Raw genomic sequence first — 16,700 nt, forward strand, 5'->3', positions numbered from 1 at the left:
CCGGGTCCGGGCAGTGATGGTCAGTGATCAGTCGTGAGTAGGGTGGTGTTCACCTGGTCAATTGCGGGTCGACGAAAACTGCCAGTTGCCGGAATGGATAGCCTATTTGTAATAGGAGTAGTTAATCCGGGTCCACTAGGCTTAGCAAGCGGGCGAATTTATCTCTTTAACACTTAGAACCATTACGATGATTGTGTTATTGCGGGCAATTTAAGAAAAATTAACAAAGTTGATCGATGGAGGGATGGCGCGATGCAGGGATAATACGGTAAAAGCTCCGGTGCATCGCCGTATCCGCCGGGCGCCCTCCTGCAGCTATCAGACCATCATGGCATCACAATAGCGGACCGCCGTTTCCCCGAACCGCTTCCGGATCCGGTCCATGGCCAGCAAGAGCTCGATCTCTTTGGCGGTATCGTCCAGCAGGCTGATCTGGAAACTGCCGCTCACCAGGCCGGACAGTTTAACTCCCACCAGACGCACGCGCTGCCTCCGCTGGTATAGTTTCCGGAACAGTTCCTCTACCTGTCGGCGGAGATCCCGGTCGTTCGCCGTGTAGGGGATCTTGCGCTGTTGGGTATAGGTCTGAAAGTCACTGTAACGGATCTTGACGGTCACGCAGGAAGCCAGTTTGCCGGCATCGCGCAACTGAAAACCCAGGCGACTGCACATATCCAGAAGCTGGGCCCGCAGAAAGACCGGATCGATGGAATCGGTCTGAAAGGTGCGCTCCCGGGAAATGGACTTTTCCCGGCGGTAGGGCGTGATCACGGAGGGGTCGATGCCGTTGGCGCGCTCCCAGAGGTAGTCGCCGTATTTACCGAACTCGCGCTGCAGCAAACGCCGGGGGATCTTGCTGAGCGTGCCGATGTGGCGAATGCCCATATAGATCAGCTTGCGGGCGTTCACCTCGCCCACACCGTGCATTTTTGCGATGTGGATGGGGGCCAGGAACGGTCGCTCGTCTCCGGGCGGGATCTGTTTTTCATTGCAGGGTTTGGCAGCATTGGTCGCCATTTTGGAAACGAAGCGGTTGGCGGAAATGCCCGAAGAGACCGGCAGACCCGATTCGCGCATGATCCGGTGCCGGAGCTCGCGGGACCACTTACAGACGCCGAGATAGCGGTCCATCCCGCTGAGATCGATGTCAAACTCATCGATGGAGTTTTTGGAAAACACAGGTGCCTGTTCAGTGATGATATCGGTAATGAGGCGGGATTCCCGGCTGTAGAGGTCCATATCACCGCGCAGATAGACCGCCTCGGGGCAAAATCGCCGGGCGAGCGCCATCGGCATACCGGAGCGCACGCCAAAGCGCCGGGCTTCGTAGCTGGAAGAGGATACAACCCCGCGATTGCTGCCGCCCCCGATGATGACGGGCCGCTGCAGTAGCTCACTGTTGTATTTTCGTTCCACGGACACGAAAAAGGTATCCATATCCAGGTGGAGTACGGCTCGTTGGTACATGGGTTATAATTGCTTTGGCGACCGAATAGGGGCGTTGCTTTTAAATTTTTTGTAGCAAAATTTATGCCTAAATCTATTTTTAAAACAAAAAATTGATTGAAAATCGATGGAAAGGAAAAAAAGAATAATTAGTGAGCCAGGCACTGATCCTTTGGCAGGATAATGCTGTTGTATAACTTTTACGGAAAACCGGAACTTCTCGGTTTACTCGCTTCAACAATTTCGTGGTACTCCCGTTTAGGGCAAAAACGTACCGGAGAAAGAAACAGGCAGCAGGTCTTTAGCAGATTGCAGTTTAAAGACCGGGCCACTTTCCCCCCGCATAATAATGGAGATCTTTTGTCGGTGCCGGTCTTCGGCTTCACTGATGATCTGCCGGCAGGCACCACAGGGGCCGGCCGGGGTGTCGATCAGTTTTGCTTCGTTACGCACGGTTACGGCCAGTGACACTATCGGGACATCGGGAAAACGGGAGGCTGCTGCTCCCATCGCCGTTTGCTCGGCGCAGAGGCACATGGGGTAGGCGGCATTTTCTACATTGTTGCCGGTAATGATCTCTCCGTTGGCCAGCAACAGCGCCGCGCCGACCCTAAAACGGCTGTAAGGTGCATAGGCATATTTCAGTTGCTCGGCGGCCCGCGCCAACAGTTGCTGGTCGTCGTCGGAAAGTTCGGATTCGTTCTGGTAAACCTCCAGTGAAATGGAGAGATTTTCTAGTTTCATGGATTACAAATAAATAACACAAAATAAAATTTTGTAGCCCGGACTTTTAGTCGCAAAGTGCGTATCTTGTGGCCTGAAAAGAAACTGGAGCTGAGCTGATTTATTAAGTTAGTATGCGTAACAATAGGAACCGGTGCGCTGACCGAAATGTTTTGATTGTCCGCATGGTATGGAATAGAGTATCCTAACGAACAAATGTATTAAGACCAAATTTATGAAAAGTATTCTCATTATTGGAGCCGGTCGATCTTCTACAGCTCTAATTAACTACGTGCTGAATAAAGCGCAGGAGCGGGGTTGGTATGTAATTGTAGCGGATGCAGATCCCGGCCTGGCCGACAAAAAGGTGAATGGGCATCCGAACGGAAGAGCAGTCTGGCTCGACGTGACCAAATCGAATGACAGAAAAGAAACTATAGGCCGGGCCGATGTGGTTGTTTCCCTCCTGCCGGCCCACCTCCACTTGGAGGTAGCGCACGATTGTATCAAACTGAAAAAACACCTGATCACAGCTTCTTACGTTTCTCAGGAAATGTACCGCATGGGTGATGAAGCCCGCAACCGGGAACTAATCTTCATGGGCGAAATGGGGCTGGACCCGGGTATCGATCATATGTCCGCCATGCAGCGGATCCACCAGATCAAGGCCGACGGCGGGAAACTCATTTCCTTTGTCTCCAATACCGGAGGCCTGGTAGCGCCGGAGAGCGATACCAATCCCTGGCACTACAAGTTCTCCTGGAATCCGCGCAACGTGGTACTGGCCGGGCAGGGCACGGCTCAGTATCTGGAAAATGGCAAACTGAAATTCATCCCCTACAACCGGCTGTTCAAAGAATACCGGACACTCGAAATTCCGGGGATGGGTGAATATGAGGCCTACGCCAACCGCGATTCCCTCCTGTACCGCGAAGTCTACGGTCTGGACGAAATTCCCAATATCCTGCGGGGCACTATTCGCGCCCGCGGCTTCTGCGATGCCTGGCACGCACTGGTGCGGATCGGTCTGACGGATGCTTCCTTCCCGATCCTGGATTCCGGCAATATCACCTACCACGAATTTATGGAAGCTTATGTACCGCCCAACGGCAGCGGCTCCGTAAAGGAACGGGTAGCCCGCATGATCGATGTGGATGTGGATTCGGACGTGATGAAAAAACTGGAATGGCTGGGACTATTCCGCAAGAAAAAGATCAAACTGTCGAATGCCTCACCCGCGCTGATCCTGGAAAACCTGTTGCTCGATAAGTGGAAGCTGTCTACCGGCGATAAAGATATGATCGTCATGCAGCACCAGTTCGAGTACGAAATGAAGGGCGAGCACAAACAACTGACCTCGACCCTGGTGATGAAGGGCGAAGACGACGTGAACACCGCGATGTCGAAACTGGTCGGTTTACCGATGGGTATTTTTGTGCGTCTGGTCATGGAAGGTAAGATCAATTCCAAAGGCGTGAATATTCCGGTAATGCCGGAAGTGTACAATCCGGTGCTTACCGAACTGAAAGAATACGGCGTGGACTTCAAGGAGGAGGAAAAAGTAATTTCCGTTTGATCCTTCGGCGAATTTCCACTTTTCTCTTTACCGATGTCAAAGCGCTGCAGGCCTATCACCTGATGCGGCAGGGCGCAACGATACTGATCGCGGTATTGTTGACCAAAACCGGCCTTGCCACTCAGGTGATCGGCACCTACGAGATGCTCTTCTATCTGGGCACCCTGGTCAGCGCTTTCTGGATACAGGGGCTGGTACAGGGTTTTCTGAGTGAATATCCGCGGCTGCCGGAAACCGAACAGCGTCAACTGATCACCAATGCCTACGGGGCCTTCCTGTTGCTGGGATTACTGATCAGTGCGGTCATGATCCTCGGCAAAAACTACTTGTTACCCTGGCTGACCGGTCAGCCGGAACTGGATTATTACCAGTTGTTCTTCGTTTATCTGGCGCTGAACTTTCCTCCTTTCTTACTGGAAAATTTCTTTCTGCTCTGGAAGCGGCCGCAGCAGAACTTCTTCTACGGACTGATCTCCTTTCTGCCCATGGTGGCGGTGGTGGTGATCCCACCCTGGCTGTCCCTGGACTTCGTTTACAGCTTTTACGGGCTGATCGTACTTGCGGCCTGCCGGCATCTGTACCTCCTGTATTTCGTGATTCGACGGGGCAACTGGCAGCTGCGTACCGATCTGTTGCGTCGGTGGTGGTGGATCTCGCTTCCGCTGATCCTGTACGCGCTGCTGGCCGGGATCAATGTTTCCTTTGACAGTTGGCTGGTGGGACAATATTACCGGGGAGATGAAACCCAGTTCGCCATTTTTCGCTACGGAGCCCGGGAGCTCCCCTTTGTGATCGCGCTTTCGGCGGCCCTGGGAACGGCCCTGGTGCCACGGGTAGCCGATCAGTTGGAACTGGCCCTGAGTGAGATCAAAAGCAAATCCCGCAAACTCTTTCACCTGTTGTTTCCGGTATCCATCGGCCTGATGCTTACCAGTAAGTGGCTCTTTCCCTGGGTGTTCAATGCCGATTTTCGCGACAGCGTACTGATCTTCAATATCTTTCTTTTGGTCATCATCAGCCGCCTGATCTTTTCCCGGACCATTCTGGTGGGATTACAGGACAATCGGGTCATTCTGATCATTTCCCTGGTCGAATTACTGGCCAATATACTGTTATCCTGGTGGCTGATCCGGCAGGTGGGCCTGCCGGGAGTAGCCTGGGGAACCTTGCTGGCGATCACCCTGGAAAAGATCCTGATCACCGGCTATGTGTACTATCGCTATCGCATTCCCTGGCAGCGCTATACGGATCTGCGCTGGTTGCTGACGTATTCCGTACTGTTGCTGCTGGCTTTTGCCGTGAGCTTCTAGAGTACGGTCAGGCTTCTTCCAGGAGGCGCTTGCGGACGGCGAGCCCGTTTTGGGTCGGATGGACAGGTAGCGTAAAGTAAAAGGTACTGCCCTCTTCTTCGACGGATTCCAGCCAGATCTTTCCTCCCATTTGTTCTACGATCTTTTTGCAGGTAGCGAGCCCGATGCCCGAACTATTGGAAAGGCTCTTGTTTTTCAACGTTTTAAACAATAGAAAAATACGATCGTAAAATTCCCGGGCAATCCCAATGCCGTTATCCCGGATACTAAAGTGGTGCTGATCGTTTTTCAGATGGTAATTGATATCGATGACGGGCGGCGTATCATCGTGGCAGTATTTAATGCCATTGGTGATCAGGTTCTGGAAGAGCTGATAGATGCGTGCCGGATCGCTGAGCATGGATTCCGGTAGGGGAGCATTGACCCGGATCACCGCTTCTTTTTCGTTAATCAGCCTTTGCAGATCCTGACGTACCTGACTGATGATCTTATTGAGATCGACCCGCTCAATGCTGGCCGGAGAGTTGTTGATCTTGGCGTAGGTGAGCAGATCGTTGATCAGTTTTTCGATCCGCCGGGTACCTTCCTGGATAAAATTGAGGTATTCCAGCTCATCGCCACTCAGCTTTTGGGCTGCTCTTTTTTCCAGCAACTGGGAAAAACTGACGATGGTTCGCATGGGCTCCCGCAGGTCGTGAGAAGCCAGATGGGCGAAATTCTCTAGCTGCATATTGGATTCGATATAGGCCTGCAGCTGACTGTTCTTTTCGTAGAGTTGTTGCTCGGCATTGGCCAGTTCGCTGTTTTTGGCATTCAGGGCCCGTGAAGTGCGCCATTTCACAAAGTAAACATAGCCTCCCACAAACAGCAGCAGTAGAAAGAACGTAGTGGCGAACCACAGCAAACGGATGTGATTCTTATGCGCGATCTGTTCCTGTTGCAGCAGTTCGATCTGGTTTTGCCGCTCTTTGGCCTGATAACCGGCCTCCAGCCGGGCGGTTTGTTCCTGTCTTTCCCGATCGCGGTTCCTTTCGTGAACCAGGTGGTACTGGCGCAGGTATTCTACCGTCTGCTCGTAATTGCGTTTCTTCTCGCTGAGGTTCGAAAGCAGCAGCAGGGTTTTGGCCTCGTACCAGTACATTTTGGCTTCCCGCGAAATGAACAGGGCCTCTTCTGCGTGCGATATGGCCCGGTCGATCCGTCCGGTTTCGGCGTATCCCTGGCTAAGCGTGGTGAGCGCCTGAATGATCTTTCGCGTAAAGTTATGGTGTTTGGCGATCTGCAGCGCTTCCAGGGCATGCCCCCGGGCGGATTCAAAATCGAGCAAACGGCCCTCGATCTCGGCCAACGTGATCAGAAAACTGGCTTTGGACTCCATATCCCCCAACTCGTCGGCAAGTGGCAATACCCGGATCACATCTTCGTAAGCTTCCTGGGTCTGGCCGCTTTTCATCTTGGCGGTGGCCAGTTCGTCGACGTACATAGCCGCAATGGTCTTGTCTTCTAACTGCTCTCCGACGGCCAGTGCCCGTTCAAAATATTCGATGGATCGGGGCAATTCCATCTGGGCGTGGTAGGCGGTTCCGAGGTTGCCCAAGATCAGCGCTTTCAGCCGGTTGTCTTCTTCGATCTGTTCATCGAAGATATCAACTGCTTTCAACAATGATTTTATGGCCTCATGGTAAGAAAGGTTATAGATCTGGATCAGTGCGATATTATTCAGACAGGCCGCCTGGGTGTAGTAATCACTGACCTGGCCGGCGTAATCAATGGCCTGTTCGTAATACTGTATAATGGTGTCCGGATGGACGCCCAGTTTGTAGTAGGCGATCCCCTTGTTCTTGAGGGCATAAGCCAGTCCCCGGATATAGTTCAGATCCTCAGAACGGCTAATGGCCATATCGGCGTATTTCAAGACGCTATCCGGATTGACCCGCCGGTACGCGTAACTGATCTCATTGAGAATGTCGATCTGCTTGTATTGGTCGTTCTGTTGCCAGTAGGCCTCCCATTGCTGATCCACTTCCCGCTGGATGTCCTGCCCGGAAAGCGCAGTGGTCCAGATAATTAATCCAACCCAAAGGGGTAGGGAAAAGGTGTTGCTCATCTGCTCCTGATTTACTGAATAGAAAGATGGATCTGAACGATGATTGAGGGAACGTCAAGTCGACAACTGAAGTCAATCGGTTGAGGGGGACTGCCTGGTAAAAAGCAATTTTAGCCAGGTATAAGATAGGAAAATTATTGAGAATGCGAATACTTGTTCGTAAACTTTACTTTCCGTCTTTATTTAGAGACTTGATTAAAACAGAGCGGCGTGGATTTGTAATTTGCCCAGTGTAGTAAATGAGAGAGACTGACCTTTAAAATGGCCGTAGTAGTGTTAAGTTCATAGTCGTTTTAATTCAGCTCAGATCCATTCCCGAAAGGACCGGTACAAGATGTTTCGGCATCCGGGAAATTTATTACAACATGGCGGATACCGTAAGGGTGTGCGGCAAATATAGATAAAAGCTGTAAAATCCATCTCGTGGATATCGCTAATTTTTCCGGGGCAGGTCTTGCGTTGTGTTACATTTTGAGTTAGCTTTGTAATTCAAAGTACTTGGATAGAAATAAAATTAAACTCAATGCAGCTCCTGAAAAGCTTTCGCAGTCCCTCTGATGATCCCGTGTTGCTGACCGGTTTTATAGCACTGGGCATTTCCTTCCTCTCCTTTGCGGCCACCATGCAGATGGAGGGTTCCAGTTTCGAGTTATTATCGGTGAATTTCCTGCTCAGTTACCTCATTTTCCTGGCCTATTTCATTTATCTGCTGACGGAGAACAGGAGACAATTTGGCGGGATGTTACGATTTAAAAGTCTGGATTACAATTTATTGCTGCTGCAACTGGCTAATATCAGTGCCTATTCGCTCAATCGCAATGTGCCGGTTTTTGAGATCTCAACGGACTGGCTGGTGAACTATCTGCTGATCTACAATATCGCCATTTTACTTTTCATACTGAGGAAACACCGGCGGCCGGACAGCATCAATCTGACCATCCTGCTGGTGATCGCCTCGGGTGTCTTCTTCCAGCTTTACGAATCCTTTTACACTTTGCCCTACTACGGTATCGGCATCGCTGCCTTCTGGTTTTTCGGCCTGTCGCTGCACATATTTATACCGATCTGGTTTTTGGTTTCCAGTATAAAAATTGTGAAAAAATACCTGGACGAATCGAGCCGTTTCCGGCCGGTAGCGATCCTCGGAGTAGCTATTCCACTGATCATGGTCCTGCTGTTTACGATCAGATGGTCCGTATTGCAGGAACGCATATACACCCATTTTGCCCGTTCCGGGAAGCAGTCGGAAAACACCGAACTGCCGGCCTGGGTGCAGGTCAGCCAGGAATTGCCCCGGGATTGGATCAGCGAGCGCATTCTGAAAAGTAAGATCGTTTACCAGACGGCCGCCAATTTCGGGATGGACGGATTTTTACCCCGCGGAGGGTTCCTGAACGAGCGGCAGCAACACGATCCCCTGGTTTTTTTGGCCTCCCTGTTTACCGGAGATCTGAGCCGGATATCCATGGAGGACCGGATCAGCCTCCTGCGGGCGGTATTTGATCAACGTCATCAGATGGAACGTAAGCTCTGGCGGGGCGACAACCTCAAAACTTCGGAGATCGTCACCCGCGTGGAACTCTTTCCGAAATACCGGCTGGCCTATACGGAAAAGGTAATGACGATCCGCAACCAGCTGCGACCCGATCAGTGGAATACCACCCAGGAAGCCCTCTACACGTTTTTCCTGCCGGAGGGTTCGGTAGTAACCTCGGCCTCCCTCTGGATTGAAGGAGAAGAACGCCCGGCCTACCTGACGACTAAGGAAAAAGCCGATAGCGCCTATACCCAGATCGTGGGCAGGGAACGGCGGGATCCGATGCTGGTCCACTGGCAGGAGGGCAACCGGGTAACCGTTCGCGTATTTCCCTGCACTCCGGAAGAAGACCGGCGCTTTAAGCTGGGGATTACCAGTCCGCTTCGGTACGACCAGCAAGGTGAGCTGACGTACCATAATATTGATTTTCTCGGGCCCAACTGGCGCCACGCCCACGAACAGATAACGGTGGTGGGTGTCTTACCCGACCGCCTGGAATCTTCGCTGCGCTTCAGGGATTCGGCCGAAGGCCTGACCTACCAGGGGCAGTATCGATCCGACTGGCAACTGCAGCTTCCGGCGCTGCCGCCCGCCACGGAGACTTTCAGTTTCAATGGCAAGCGTTTTCATCTGGAAGACCTTTCCGCCGGACAGGAACTCTTCAAGCCCGATGAGATCTATCTGGACATCAATCAGGGCTGGTCGGGCAGTACTTTCCGAAAGGTCTGGTCCGCACTGGCGGGGCGGGAGGTCTACGTCTATACCGATCGGCTCGTGCGGATGACGGAAGACAACCGGAAGCGTTTATTCCGTCAATTGCGCCACCGAAATTTTAGTTTGTTTCCCTTGCACGAGATCCGTGATCCGGAACGGGCCCTGGTCATCACTACCGGTGCGGCGGTCACCCCAACGCTGGAGGACCTCGGATCCAGCAGTTTTGCGAACAGTCTCCGCCATTTTATGGCCGGCAACCGGCGGCCGGTCCGGGTCTTCCACCTGGGACCGGAATTATCGGTATACTGGAAAACGTTGCGGGAGTTGCGACAGGTGGATTACTCCATCGGCGACCGTGATGAACTGACCGCCTCCCTGACCGGTGCGGGTTTTTACCGCTGGGTGGAAGGTCAAGATCAGGTTCTCAATTTATATTCCGGCACCTCCATTAATCTGAGCGAAAGCGACCAGGACGGCGGGACGGCGCCCGATCACCTGATGCGACTGTACGTATACAACGACCTGATGCGGAAATTGGGTAATGACTTTTTTGCGAAAAAGGACCGGGCGGATGATCTGATCGCAATGGCGCAGGAAGCGTATGTACTCAGCCCGGTATCCAGCCTGATCGTCCTGGAAACGCAGGCTGATTACGAACGTTTTGATATTGAGGAAAGCCGGAACAGTCTGCAAAATGCCGCCATCTCCCTTTCCGGTTCCGTTCCCGAACCCCGTGAATGGCTGTTGATCCTGCTGAGTCTGGCGGTAGCGGCTTATTTGCTATTTAAGGACAGATGGCGCCTGTAGGAAGCCGGAAGGATTGAATAACGATAATCAGTAATAAATGCAGGCGATAGCAAATATACTCAGAGCACCAGGCGGGCGCATCCACGGCGCCCTGGCCCTGATTATGATCGTGCTGATCGTCGGCGGGTACGCTTATTTCAATTTCGACAATCAATATTACTCCTTTACCCTCTGGCTGGGCCTCATCTTCGCGCCCTACATTGTGCGGCGGGTAGGCACCGATCCGAGCCGGCGCTGGCTGTGGGTAGCTCTGCCGCTGGGATTGATCCTTTGCTTTCGGCACAGTACGAGTCTGTTCTATTTCTTCTGCGGATTTTCGGTGCTGTACCTGCTCGAAAGTACCTGGGGGCGACTGAACAATCTACCCGTATTCCTGATGCTGCTGCTGTCCACGCTGGCCAGTCAGGTCGCCTATATCTGGAGCTTCCCGATCCGTCTGCAACTAAGCCGGTGGGCCGCCGATGTGCTTTCCGTGGCCGGTTGGGAAGCCGTTGCACAGGGAAATGTGATCGTTTTGATGGGGCAGGAGTTTTCCGTCGATCCGGCCTGCATGGGGCTGAGCATGCTGCTGACCGGTAGCCTGCTGGCGCTATTCATGCTGGCCCATTTTGAAAGAAAGTTGAACCGGGTATTTTCCGTTCCGGAAATCATGGCCTATCTGTCTGGAGTGTTTTTACTGCTTATTCTGGCCAATTTCACCCGCTTGCTGGCTTTACTGGTCTTCGGGATCATGCCGGACAATCCGGCGCACGATGCCATTGGTCTCTTCAGTCTGGTGGTGTACGTGTTGCTACCCTTTTATTTCTACCTGCAGCTGAGCTTACGGAAAAGGGACCCGCAGTTGGAGAAGACTTCCCTGACGCCCAGGCGCAGATCTGCAATGAAATGGGACCTGCTGGCCGGGGCCAGTATCCTGGTCCTCCTCCTTTGCAACGGACCCAAATTCCAGCAGCCGTGGGTGGTGCCGGATCAGTCTATTGCCGAGATTGAGCTGCCGGGTTTCCGATCCGAGCTGGTAGAGGGGGGCGTACTGAAGCTGGAAAATGACGGTGCACTCATTTACATCAAGCCGGGATCCAAACCTTTTCAGGCTACGCACGATCCGCGGATCTGCTGGCGGGGTACGGGCTACGAGTTTACTCATATCGAAAAACGGGCCATCGGTGGGGAACTGCTTTACACGGCCCATTTGCAAAAGGGGAATGATCGGCTGTACACTGCCTGGTGGTTCGACAGCGGTCGGGAACGTACGGTGGAGGAATGGCATTGGCGCTGGACTGCACTCAGCAAAGGACGAAAATTCCGTCTGGTGAACGTTACGGCCCTCAACCCAACGGAACTGGAACGGGAAGTGCTGGCCCTACGGTCGATCAGGCTGCCGGACTGATCCCCAAAACTCTTTCTGATCTCAGCGGTTATTTCTACAAATATACCTTTCAAAATCACGCTAAAACCATCTTATGAACATCCCAAAGGAAGAGATCGTCATTAATAATAACGAAGCACTGGGACAATTTGAAGCAAACGTTCGGGGATTTCTGGCCGTAGCCGAATACCGGCGGATAAAGGACCGCATTATTTTCACCCATACCGAGGTGCCCCAGGAACTGGAAGGCAACGGCATCGCTTCCAAACTGGCCTTCACGGCTCTGGAATTTGCCAAAAGGGAAGGTCTGGTGGTCATGCCGCTCTGTCCGTTCATTGCAGGATACATCCATCGCCATCCGGAATATAAGCGACTGGTCCTGGAAGGATTCAAATACTAAGAAATTTGGAGTACCGGAATCCCAAACCTCCAAACCACCCAACGTTCAAACCTTCAAACGTCACCACCTTCAAACGTCCTTAATACAAAGCCATATCGAATTTCCACCGGTAGCTTTTCGTCAGCGGATGTTGGGGACCCCAGCTCCGGAAGAGGGCGATCGCCAGCCGGCGGGGGAGATCATTCTGAAAAGTCTTATCCATTTCAACGGCCTCGATGATCTTTTCGATGGCGGTACTATTTTCATCCTGCAGTAAGGCCGTGCGGGCTTCGATCAGTTTCTCAGCGACCGCTCCGTTGGCTTTCAGGCCGTGCAGTTCCGCCAGCAGGCGCACATCCTCCGCCGCATCGAAAAGGGGATGACCCAGCTTGATCTCTTCCACCAGTTCGCGGGAGCGTTCCGGTTCGGAAAGTACCAGCAGGCGGGCCAGATTGAGTTTCGCTTCCATCATGTCCGGGTGCTCCTGAACAAAAGTCTCCAGCGGGCGGGGATCGATGGTGTCTGAATTTTCCAGTTGGTACAAGATCTGCTCCAGATCATTTTTGCGATCATCGGGCAGGTTCTCTTCGAGCCAGCGCAGCAGGGAGGCCCGGGGCAACGCTCCCGAAAACTCAGCGATCACCTCTCCGCGGTGGAAAAGTTTGACATTTGGAATACTCATGATGCGGTATTCCTGGGCGATCTCCTGTTCCTCTTCGGTATTGATCTTAACCAGTTCCCAGCGGTCCTGCTGTTCTGCGGCGATCTGTTCGATCACCGGGCCCAGTACCCGGCAGGGGCCACACCACGGGGCCCAGAAATCAACCAAAACGGGTTTTTCCTGACTGCGATCCAGAACGGCTTCCTTAAAATTCATAGTGGTTTCCATAAGCGCGAATTATTTGTAACGGTATTACCTGCTATCTCGTCATACCGGTCGTAAGCAAAATATTGGCCCCGCATAGGGGACTTCCGATTATTATTACATCCTAAGGATGAAAAAGTTTGATCAGAAAAACTAAGAGTGTGTTTGGGATTTTTTCTTTGAGGCGAAAACGGTCAATTTTTTGTTTAGACGATAGCTATTTTGAAGTGCATACCTGGCGGGTACGGACTGAAAAATAGCTGAAGTGTAAACGGGAAAGTGGCGTTTGCAGCCCGATTAACAATTCCCAAACAGACTCTAAAAACACGGCTTTATGAATAAGATCATTACCCTACTGTTTTGTGGCCTGGCCTTTACGTTGCAGGCACAGCAAGAGACTTTATTTGATGACCTGGACGTGATCGGCGGATTCGGTAGCCCGATCGTGGAGATCGGCTCTATCAACGGCGAGATCGGCGCTGATGTCGGTGGTGGCGGCGCCCTGGTAATGGACCGGCTGTTTATCGGCGGTTACGGCATGGGAACGGATTATCCCGAGTATACGATCAACGACGGAGAAGATGCCGGGCAGTACAACATCCGCTTCAAACACGGCGGGCTCTGGTTCGGTTATGTGACCGATCAGGATAAACTGGTACACCTGTATTCCAGCCTCAAGGTGGGTTGGGGTAAATCCCAACTGCGCGTGGACAAGGACGCTCTTTATTCGGATCGCAACTTTGTAATGACCCCGGAACTGGGGGTAGAGGTCAACCTGACCGATTTCTTCAAACTGGCGCTCACCGGTGGCTACCGCTGGGTGAATGGTATCTCGCAGTTGCCGGGTCTGGATAACAGTTCCTTCAGCAGTCCGATCGGTATCCTTACCTTCCGTTTCGGTGGTTTTGGTGACTACGATCACGACTGGGACTGGTAGCCCACGCACGTATGACGAGCCCTAAGGTGTGTTGGTCCGGAAATAGTACGGACCAACACATCTTATACGATCTCCTTGGCGGTTTCCGTCCAAAATTTTGGTGCCTCGGAACCGGACTTGTCATATTTGTGTAGCAAATTTCACATCCCTACTTCCCGGCAGGAATTTTCTCTATTTTTACGATCTAATCGATCCATCATGAAAGTCCTGCTTTTACTCAAAGCCCTGCACGTTGTCGGTTTTGTATCCTGGTTTGCCGGCCAGTTCTACCTGGTGCGCATTTTTGTCAACCACGCCGAAGCTTTTGATAAACCCGCTGCGGAACGATCCGTACTGGCGCCCTACTTTACCGGTATGGAATGGCGGGTGTATAAGATCATCCTGACCCCGGCCATGGTCATTACCTGGGTGGCAGGATTAGGCATGCTGGGCCTGGGCCTGTGGTCCGACGGTGTACCGAATTATTTCGCTATGGGCACCCCGGGCTGGATGCACCTGAAGCTGCTGTTGCTCGTATTGCTTTCCGGCTATCACGGCTGGTGCAAAACGATCATCCCCAAACTCGAAACGGGCGCTTCTCCCTATTCGCCCTGGCAGTTTCGCTTACTCAACGAAGTACCTACCTTGTTTCTGGTCGCCATTGCTTTCATCGCAGTACTGGGAAAATCCGGTCAACTCAATTATCTTTATCTGGTGCTGGGCGTGGGGCTCTTTGCCGGTATGATCTACCGGGGGGCCAGAGCTTACGCCAAAAGGCGGGCCCGGGAAGCGTAGACACCCTAAAAAACAGATATGATCGGACCGATACTATTGCGGGGAGATATCCCTGCCCTAAATGCCAGACTGCAGGCGGATCCCACCCTGGCGGATCAGGCCGTAGCCCAGGGTGACCATCCTACCCACCGGGTGCATCCCATCCATTTGGTCTGCGACGGTGTATTTGAGAAAAAGATCAGCGAGAAGACCGCGCTGGAAATGGTCCGTCTCCTGGCTGAGGCCGGCTCGGATCTCAATGACCAAAATTCCGGATCCACTACGGCCGATACGCCGCTGATTACCGCCGCCAGCTTATACTGTGACGATATTGCGCTTTATCTGATCGATCGGGGCGTAGATGTGTCGTTTCGCGGCACCCACCGGGGCACGGCCCTCCACTGGGCTGCCTGGACCGGTTCGGCGAAAGTCGTCAAACGTCTGCTCGCGGAAGAGGTAGCCATCGATGATCAGGGCGACGAATTCCGCTCTACGCCTTTACTTTGGGCCATCAACGGCTGGCTGCATGCCAATCCCGCCAACCGGAGGGAGCAACCGGCAGTGATGGAATTACTCCTAAAAGCCGGTGCCAATCCCAATGTAATCGACGGCAGCGGGCGGAAAGCCCTCGGGATACTGGATGGTAAAGAGCAGTCCGGGTTGGTGGCTTTGCTGCGGAAATTCGGCGCTGAATAAAGCGATCGCTATTCGCCGGCAAATTCCGGATTTTCCGTTGGGAACTGCGCATTGGTCGTTTTTTGAATAGCTTCCAGTTGCTTTTTCAACTCCCTGGCTTTTTCCGGATTCTCGGCCAGGAGATCGTGCTGCTCTTCCAGATCCTGACTGAGATCGTAAAGTTCCATTTTTTCTTCCTCGTAAAATTCGATCAGTTTCCAGTTGCCTACGCGAATGGCAGAACCTCCTTTCCAGCCACTGCCGTGGTAGTGGGGATAATGCCAGTAGAGCGCTTCCCGGTCCAAGGTGTTTTCCCCCTTTAGAATCGGTAGCAGACTCAGACCGTCCTGGTGCTGATCGGGGCGGGCGGCTAAACCGGCAAATTCCAGAGTGGTCGGATAGAAATCGGTACTGATCACCGGTTCTGCGATCTCCCCACCGGCTTCTGCACCCGGCATACTGATGATAAGTGGTACCCGGATCCCTCCTTCGTAACACCAGCCCTTTCCGGCCCGGAGGGGACGTACGGAAGTGGGCGCGATGCGGTTGGGATTGGCCAGGGTCGACAGCCCTCCGTTGTCCGAAGTGAAGATCACCATAGTGTGGTCCATAAGGTCCAGACTTTCAAGGGTATCCAGCAGACGACCGACGTTCTGGTCGAGAGCGTAGACCATCGAAGCGTAGTCGGCATTGGTTTGCCGGGTGATGGTCGACGCATCGTGTTCCGGCGTCTGAATATTAACGGTATCGGGGAGGCTTTTCTTTTTCTCCTGAAAACGACCCACATAGGTGCGATTGGCCTGGATGGGGGTATGCACAGTATAGTAGGACAGGTAGAGCAGGAAGGGTTGGTCTTTCTTCTCCCGGATAAAGCGGATGGATTCGTCGGTCAGGCGGTCCGTGAGGTATTCGCCCTCGGGACCGTCCGATAGCTTGGGGTTTTTATAGGGCGAATAGTAGCCGCCCGGCGGTTGCCCCATATGGTGTCCGCCCAGGTTGAAATCAAACCCCTGTTGTTCCGGAAAGTAGCCTTCATCTCCCAGATGCCATTTGCCTGCAAAGAAAGTATGGTAGCCGTGTTCTTTAAAGGCTTCGGCCATAGTGACCTCTTCCAGTGGAAGTTCGTGCAGGTCCTGCGGACCGAGCAGTCGGCGGTTTTTCGGATCGTTGCCCTTGATCCAGTCGGTAATCCCGACCCGCGACGGGTATTTACCGGTCAGAATGGCCGCCCGGGTAGGGGAGCAGACCGGACTGGCGGCATAGGCATTGGTGAACAACTGGCCCGAAGCGGCCAGACGGTCAATATTGGGTGTTTCGTAGAATTCACTACCGTAGCAGCCGAGATCTTTCCAGCCGAGGTCATCCACGAGGATGAAAACTACGTTGAGCGGCTCTTTTTCTTCGGCTGTTTCCCGGCAGGCGATCAAGCTTAGCAGAAATAGTAGTGAAAGCAAAAAGGTAAAGTTGGATTTCATGTTTGTTGGTTGCGGGCAGTGAATTAAAGT

13 protein-coding genes are annotated in these 16,700 nt (G+C 52.8%); 8 read left to right on the forward strand and 5 right to left on the reverse strand.

What is annotated here, in order from left to right; all coding sequences use genetic code 11:
• Positions 1 to 318 precede the first annotated feature (318 nt).
• Both dinB and cdd read right to left on the reverse strand, forming a co-directional pair.
• A complete protein-coding gene (dinB, locus tag CRP01_RS35285; protein WP_099154803.1) occupies positions 319 to 1,467 on the reverse strand; it encodes a DNA polymerase IV in 1,149 nt (382 codons plus the stop codon).
• Between the two features lie 237 nt (positions 1,468 to 1,704).
• A complete protein-coding gene (cdd, locus tag CRP01_RS35290; protein ID WP_099154804.1) occupies positions 1,705 to 2,190 on the reverse strand; it encodes a cytidine deaminase in 486 nt (161 codons plus the stop codon).
• A 214-nt stretch (positions 2,191 to 2,404) separates the two neighbouring features.
• Here cdd and CRP01_RS35295 point away from each other — a divergent pair, with 214 nt between their 5' ends.
• Both CRP01_RS35295 and CRP01_RS35300 read left to right on the forward strand, forming a co-directional pair.
• Positions 2,405 to 3,745, forward strand: coding sequence for a saccharopine dehydrogenase C-terminal domain-containing protein (locus tag CRP01_RS35295; RefSeq protein ID WP_099154805.1), 1,341 nt, complete (start codon positions 2,405 to 2,407; stop codon positions 3,743 to 3,745).
• Complete coding sequence (locus CRP01_RS35300; RefSeq protein WP_099154806.1) at positions 3,742 to 5,055, forward strand: lipopolysaccharide biosynthesis protein; 1,314 nt, start codon at positions 3,742 to 3,744, stop codon at positions 5,053 to 5,055. The genes CRP01_RS35295 and CRP01_RS35300 overlap by 4 nt, the downstream gene beginning before the upstream one ends.
• A gap of 7 nt (positions 5,056 to 5,062) precedes the next feature.
• On the opposite strand, the gene CRP01_RS35305 is transcribed toward CRP01_RS35300, so the two are convergent.
• Positions 5,063 to 7,162: an ATP-binding protein gene (locus tag CRP01_RS35305; RefSeq protein WP_099154807.1), complete on the reverse strand. Its 2,100-nt coding sequence runs from the start codon at positions 7,160 to 7,162 to the stop codon at positions 5,063 to 5,065.
• 523 nt (positions 7,163 to 7,685) lie between these two features.
• Here CRP01_RS35305 and CRP01_RS35310 point away from each other — a divergent pair.
• From CRP01_RS35310 to CRP01_RS35320, 3 genes are all read left to right on the forward strand, one after another.
• Entirely contained in the window at positions 7,686 to 10,220 is a 2,535-nt protein-coding gene (locus CRP01_RS35310) for an XrtN system VIT domain-containing protein (protein ID WP_099154808.1), read from the forward strand.
• 37 nt (positions 10,221 to 10,257) lie between these two features.
• Positions 10,258 to 11,607 carry an exosortase N gene (xrtN, locus tag CRP01_RS35315; RefSeq protein ID WP_099154809.1) on the forward strand — a complete coding sequence of 450 codons (1,350 nt, stop codon included), beginning with the start codon at positions 10,258 to 10,260 and terminating at the stop codon, positions 11,605 to 11,607.
• Positions 11,608 to 11,680: 73 nt separating this feature from the next.
• Complete coding sequence (locus CRP01_RS35320; protein WP_099154810.1) at positions 11,681 to 11,986, forward strand: GNAT family N-acetyltransferase; 306 nt, start codon at positions 11,681 to 11,683, stop codon at positions 11,984 to 11,986.
• Between the two features lie 79 nt (positions 11,987 to 12,065).
• Here CRP01_RS35320 and trxA read toward each other — a convergent pair whose 3' ends face one another.
• Positions 12,066 to 12,854: a thioredoxin gene (gene trxA, locus CRP01_RS35325; RefSeq protein WP_099154811.1), complete on the reverse strand. Its 789-nt coding sequence runs from the start codon at positions 12,852 to 12,854 to the stop codon at positions 12,066 to 12,068.
• Positions 12,855 to 13,164: 310 nt separating this feature from the next.
• On the opposite strand from trxA, the gene CRP01_RS35330 reads away from it, so the two are divergent.
• From CRP01_RS35330 to CRP01_RS35340, 3 genes are all read left to right on the forward strand, one after another.
• Entirely contained in the window at positions 13,165 to 13,767 is a 603-nt protein-coding gene (locus tag CRP01_RS35330) for a porin family protein (RefSeq protein WP_099154812.1), read from the forward strand.
• Positions 13,768 to 13,965: 198 nt separating this feature from the next.
• A complete protein-coding gene (locus CRP01_RS35335) occupies positions 13,966 to 14,541 on the forward strand; it encodes a CopD family protein (protein ID WP_099154813.1) in 576 nt (191 codons plus the stop codon).
• Positions 14,542 to 14,559: 18 nt separating this feature from the next.
• Positions 14,560 to 15,216 carry an ankyrin repeat domain-containing protein gene (locus tag CRP01_RS35340; RefSeq protein ID WP_099154814.1) on the forward strand — a complete coding sequence of 219 codons (657 nt, stop codon included), beginning with the start codon at positions 14,560 to 14,562 and terminating at the stop codon, positions 15,214 to 15,216.
• Positions 15,217 to 15,224: 8 nt separating this feature from the next.
• Here CRP01_RS35340 and CRP01_RS35345 read toward each other — a convergent pair whose 3' ends face one another.
• The gene (locus tag CRP01_RS35345) at positions 15,225 to 16,670 is read right to left on the reverse strand and encodes a sulfatase (RefSeq protein ID WP_099154815.1); all 1,446 of its coding nucleotides are present in this window, start codon (positions 16,668 to 16,670) and stop codon (positions 15,225 to 15,227) included.
• Positions 16,671 to 16,700 lie beyond the last annotated feature (30 nt).

Origin of the sequence: Flavilitoribacter nigricans DSM 23189 = NBRC 102662, assembly GCF_002646595.1 — a bacterium.
Lineage (GTDB): Bacteria > Bacteroidota > Bacteroidia > Chitinophagales > Saprospiraceae > Flavilitoribacter > Flavilitoribacter nigricans.

Bases quoted from the DNA above. Each gene is read 5' to 3' on its own strand.
- CRP01_RS35340 (WP_099154814.1), top strand. From the start codon at position 14,560: ATGATCGGACCGATACTATTGCGGGGAGATATCCCTGCCCTAAATGCC.
- CRP01_RS35295 (WP_099154805.1), top strand. From the start codon at position 2,405: ATGAAAAGTATTCTCATTATTGGAGCCGGTCGATCTTCTACAGCTCTA.
- CRP01_RS35335 (WP_099154813.1), top strand. From the start codon at position 13,966: ATGAAAGTCCTGCTTTTACTCAAAGCCCTGCACGTTGTCGGTTTTGTA.
- CRP01_RS35330 (WP_099154812.1), top strand. From the start codon at position 13,165: ATGAATAAGATCATTACCCTACTGTTTTGTGGCCTGGCCTTTACGTTG.
- trxA (WP_099154811.1), bottom strand. From the start codon at position 12,854: ATGGAAACCACTATGAATTTTAAGGAAGCCGTTCTGGATCGCAGTCAG.
- CRP01_RS35345 (WP_099154815.1), bottom strand. From the start codon at position 16,670: ATGAAATCCAACTTTACCTTTTTGCTTTCACTACTATTTCTGCTAAGC.
- cdd (WP_099154804.1), bottom strand. From the start codon at position 2,190: ATGAAACTAGAAAATCTCTCCATTTCACTGGAGGTTTACCAGAACGAA.
- CRP01_RS35320 (WP_099154810.1), top strand. From the start codon at position 11,681: ATGAACATCCCAAAGGAAGAGATCGTCATTAATAATAACGAAGCACTG.
- xrtN (WP_099154809.1), top strand. From the start codon at position 10,258: ATGCAGGCGATAGCAAATATACTCAGAGCACCAGGCGGGCGCATCCAC.
- CRP01_RS35305 (WP_099154807.1), bottom strand. From the start codon at position 7,162: ATGAGCAACACCTTTTCCCTACCCCTTTGGGTTGGATTAATTATCTGG.
- dinB (WP_099154803.1), bottom strand. From the start codon at position 1,467: ATGTACCAACGAGCCGTACTCCACCTGGATATGGATACCTTTTTCGTG.
- CRP01_RS35310 (WP_099154808.1), top strand. From the start codon at position 7,686: ATGCAGCTCCTGAAAAGCTTTCGCAGTCCCTCTGATGATCCCGTGTTG.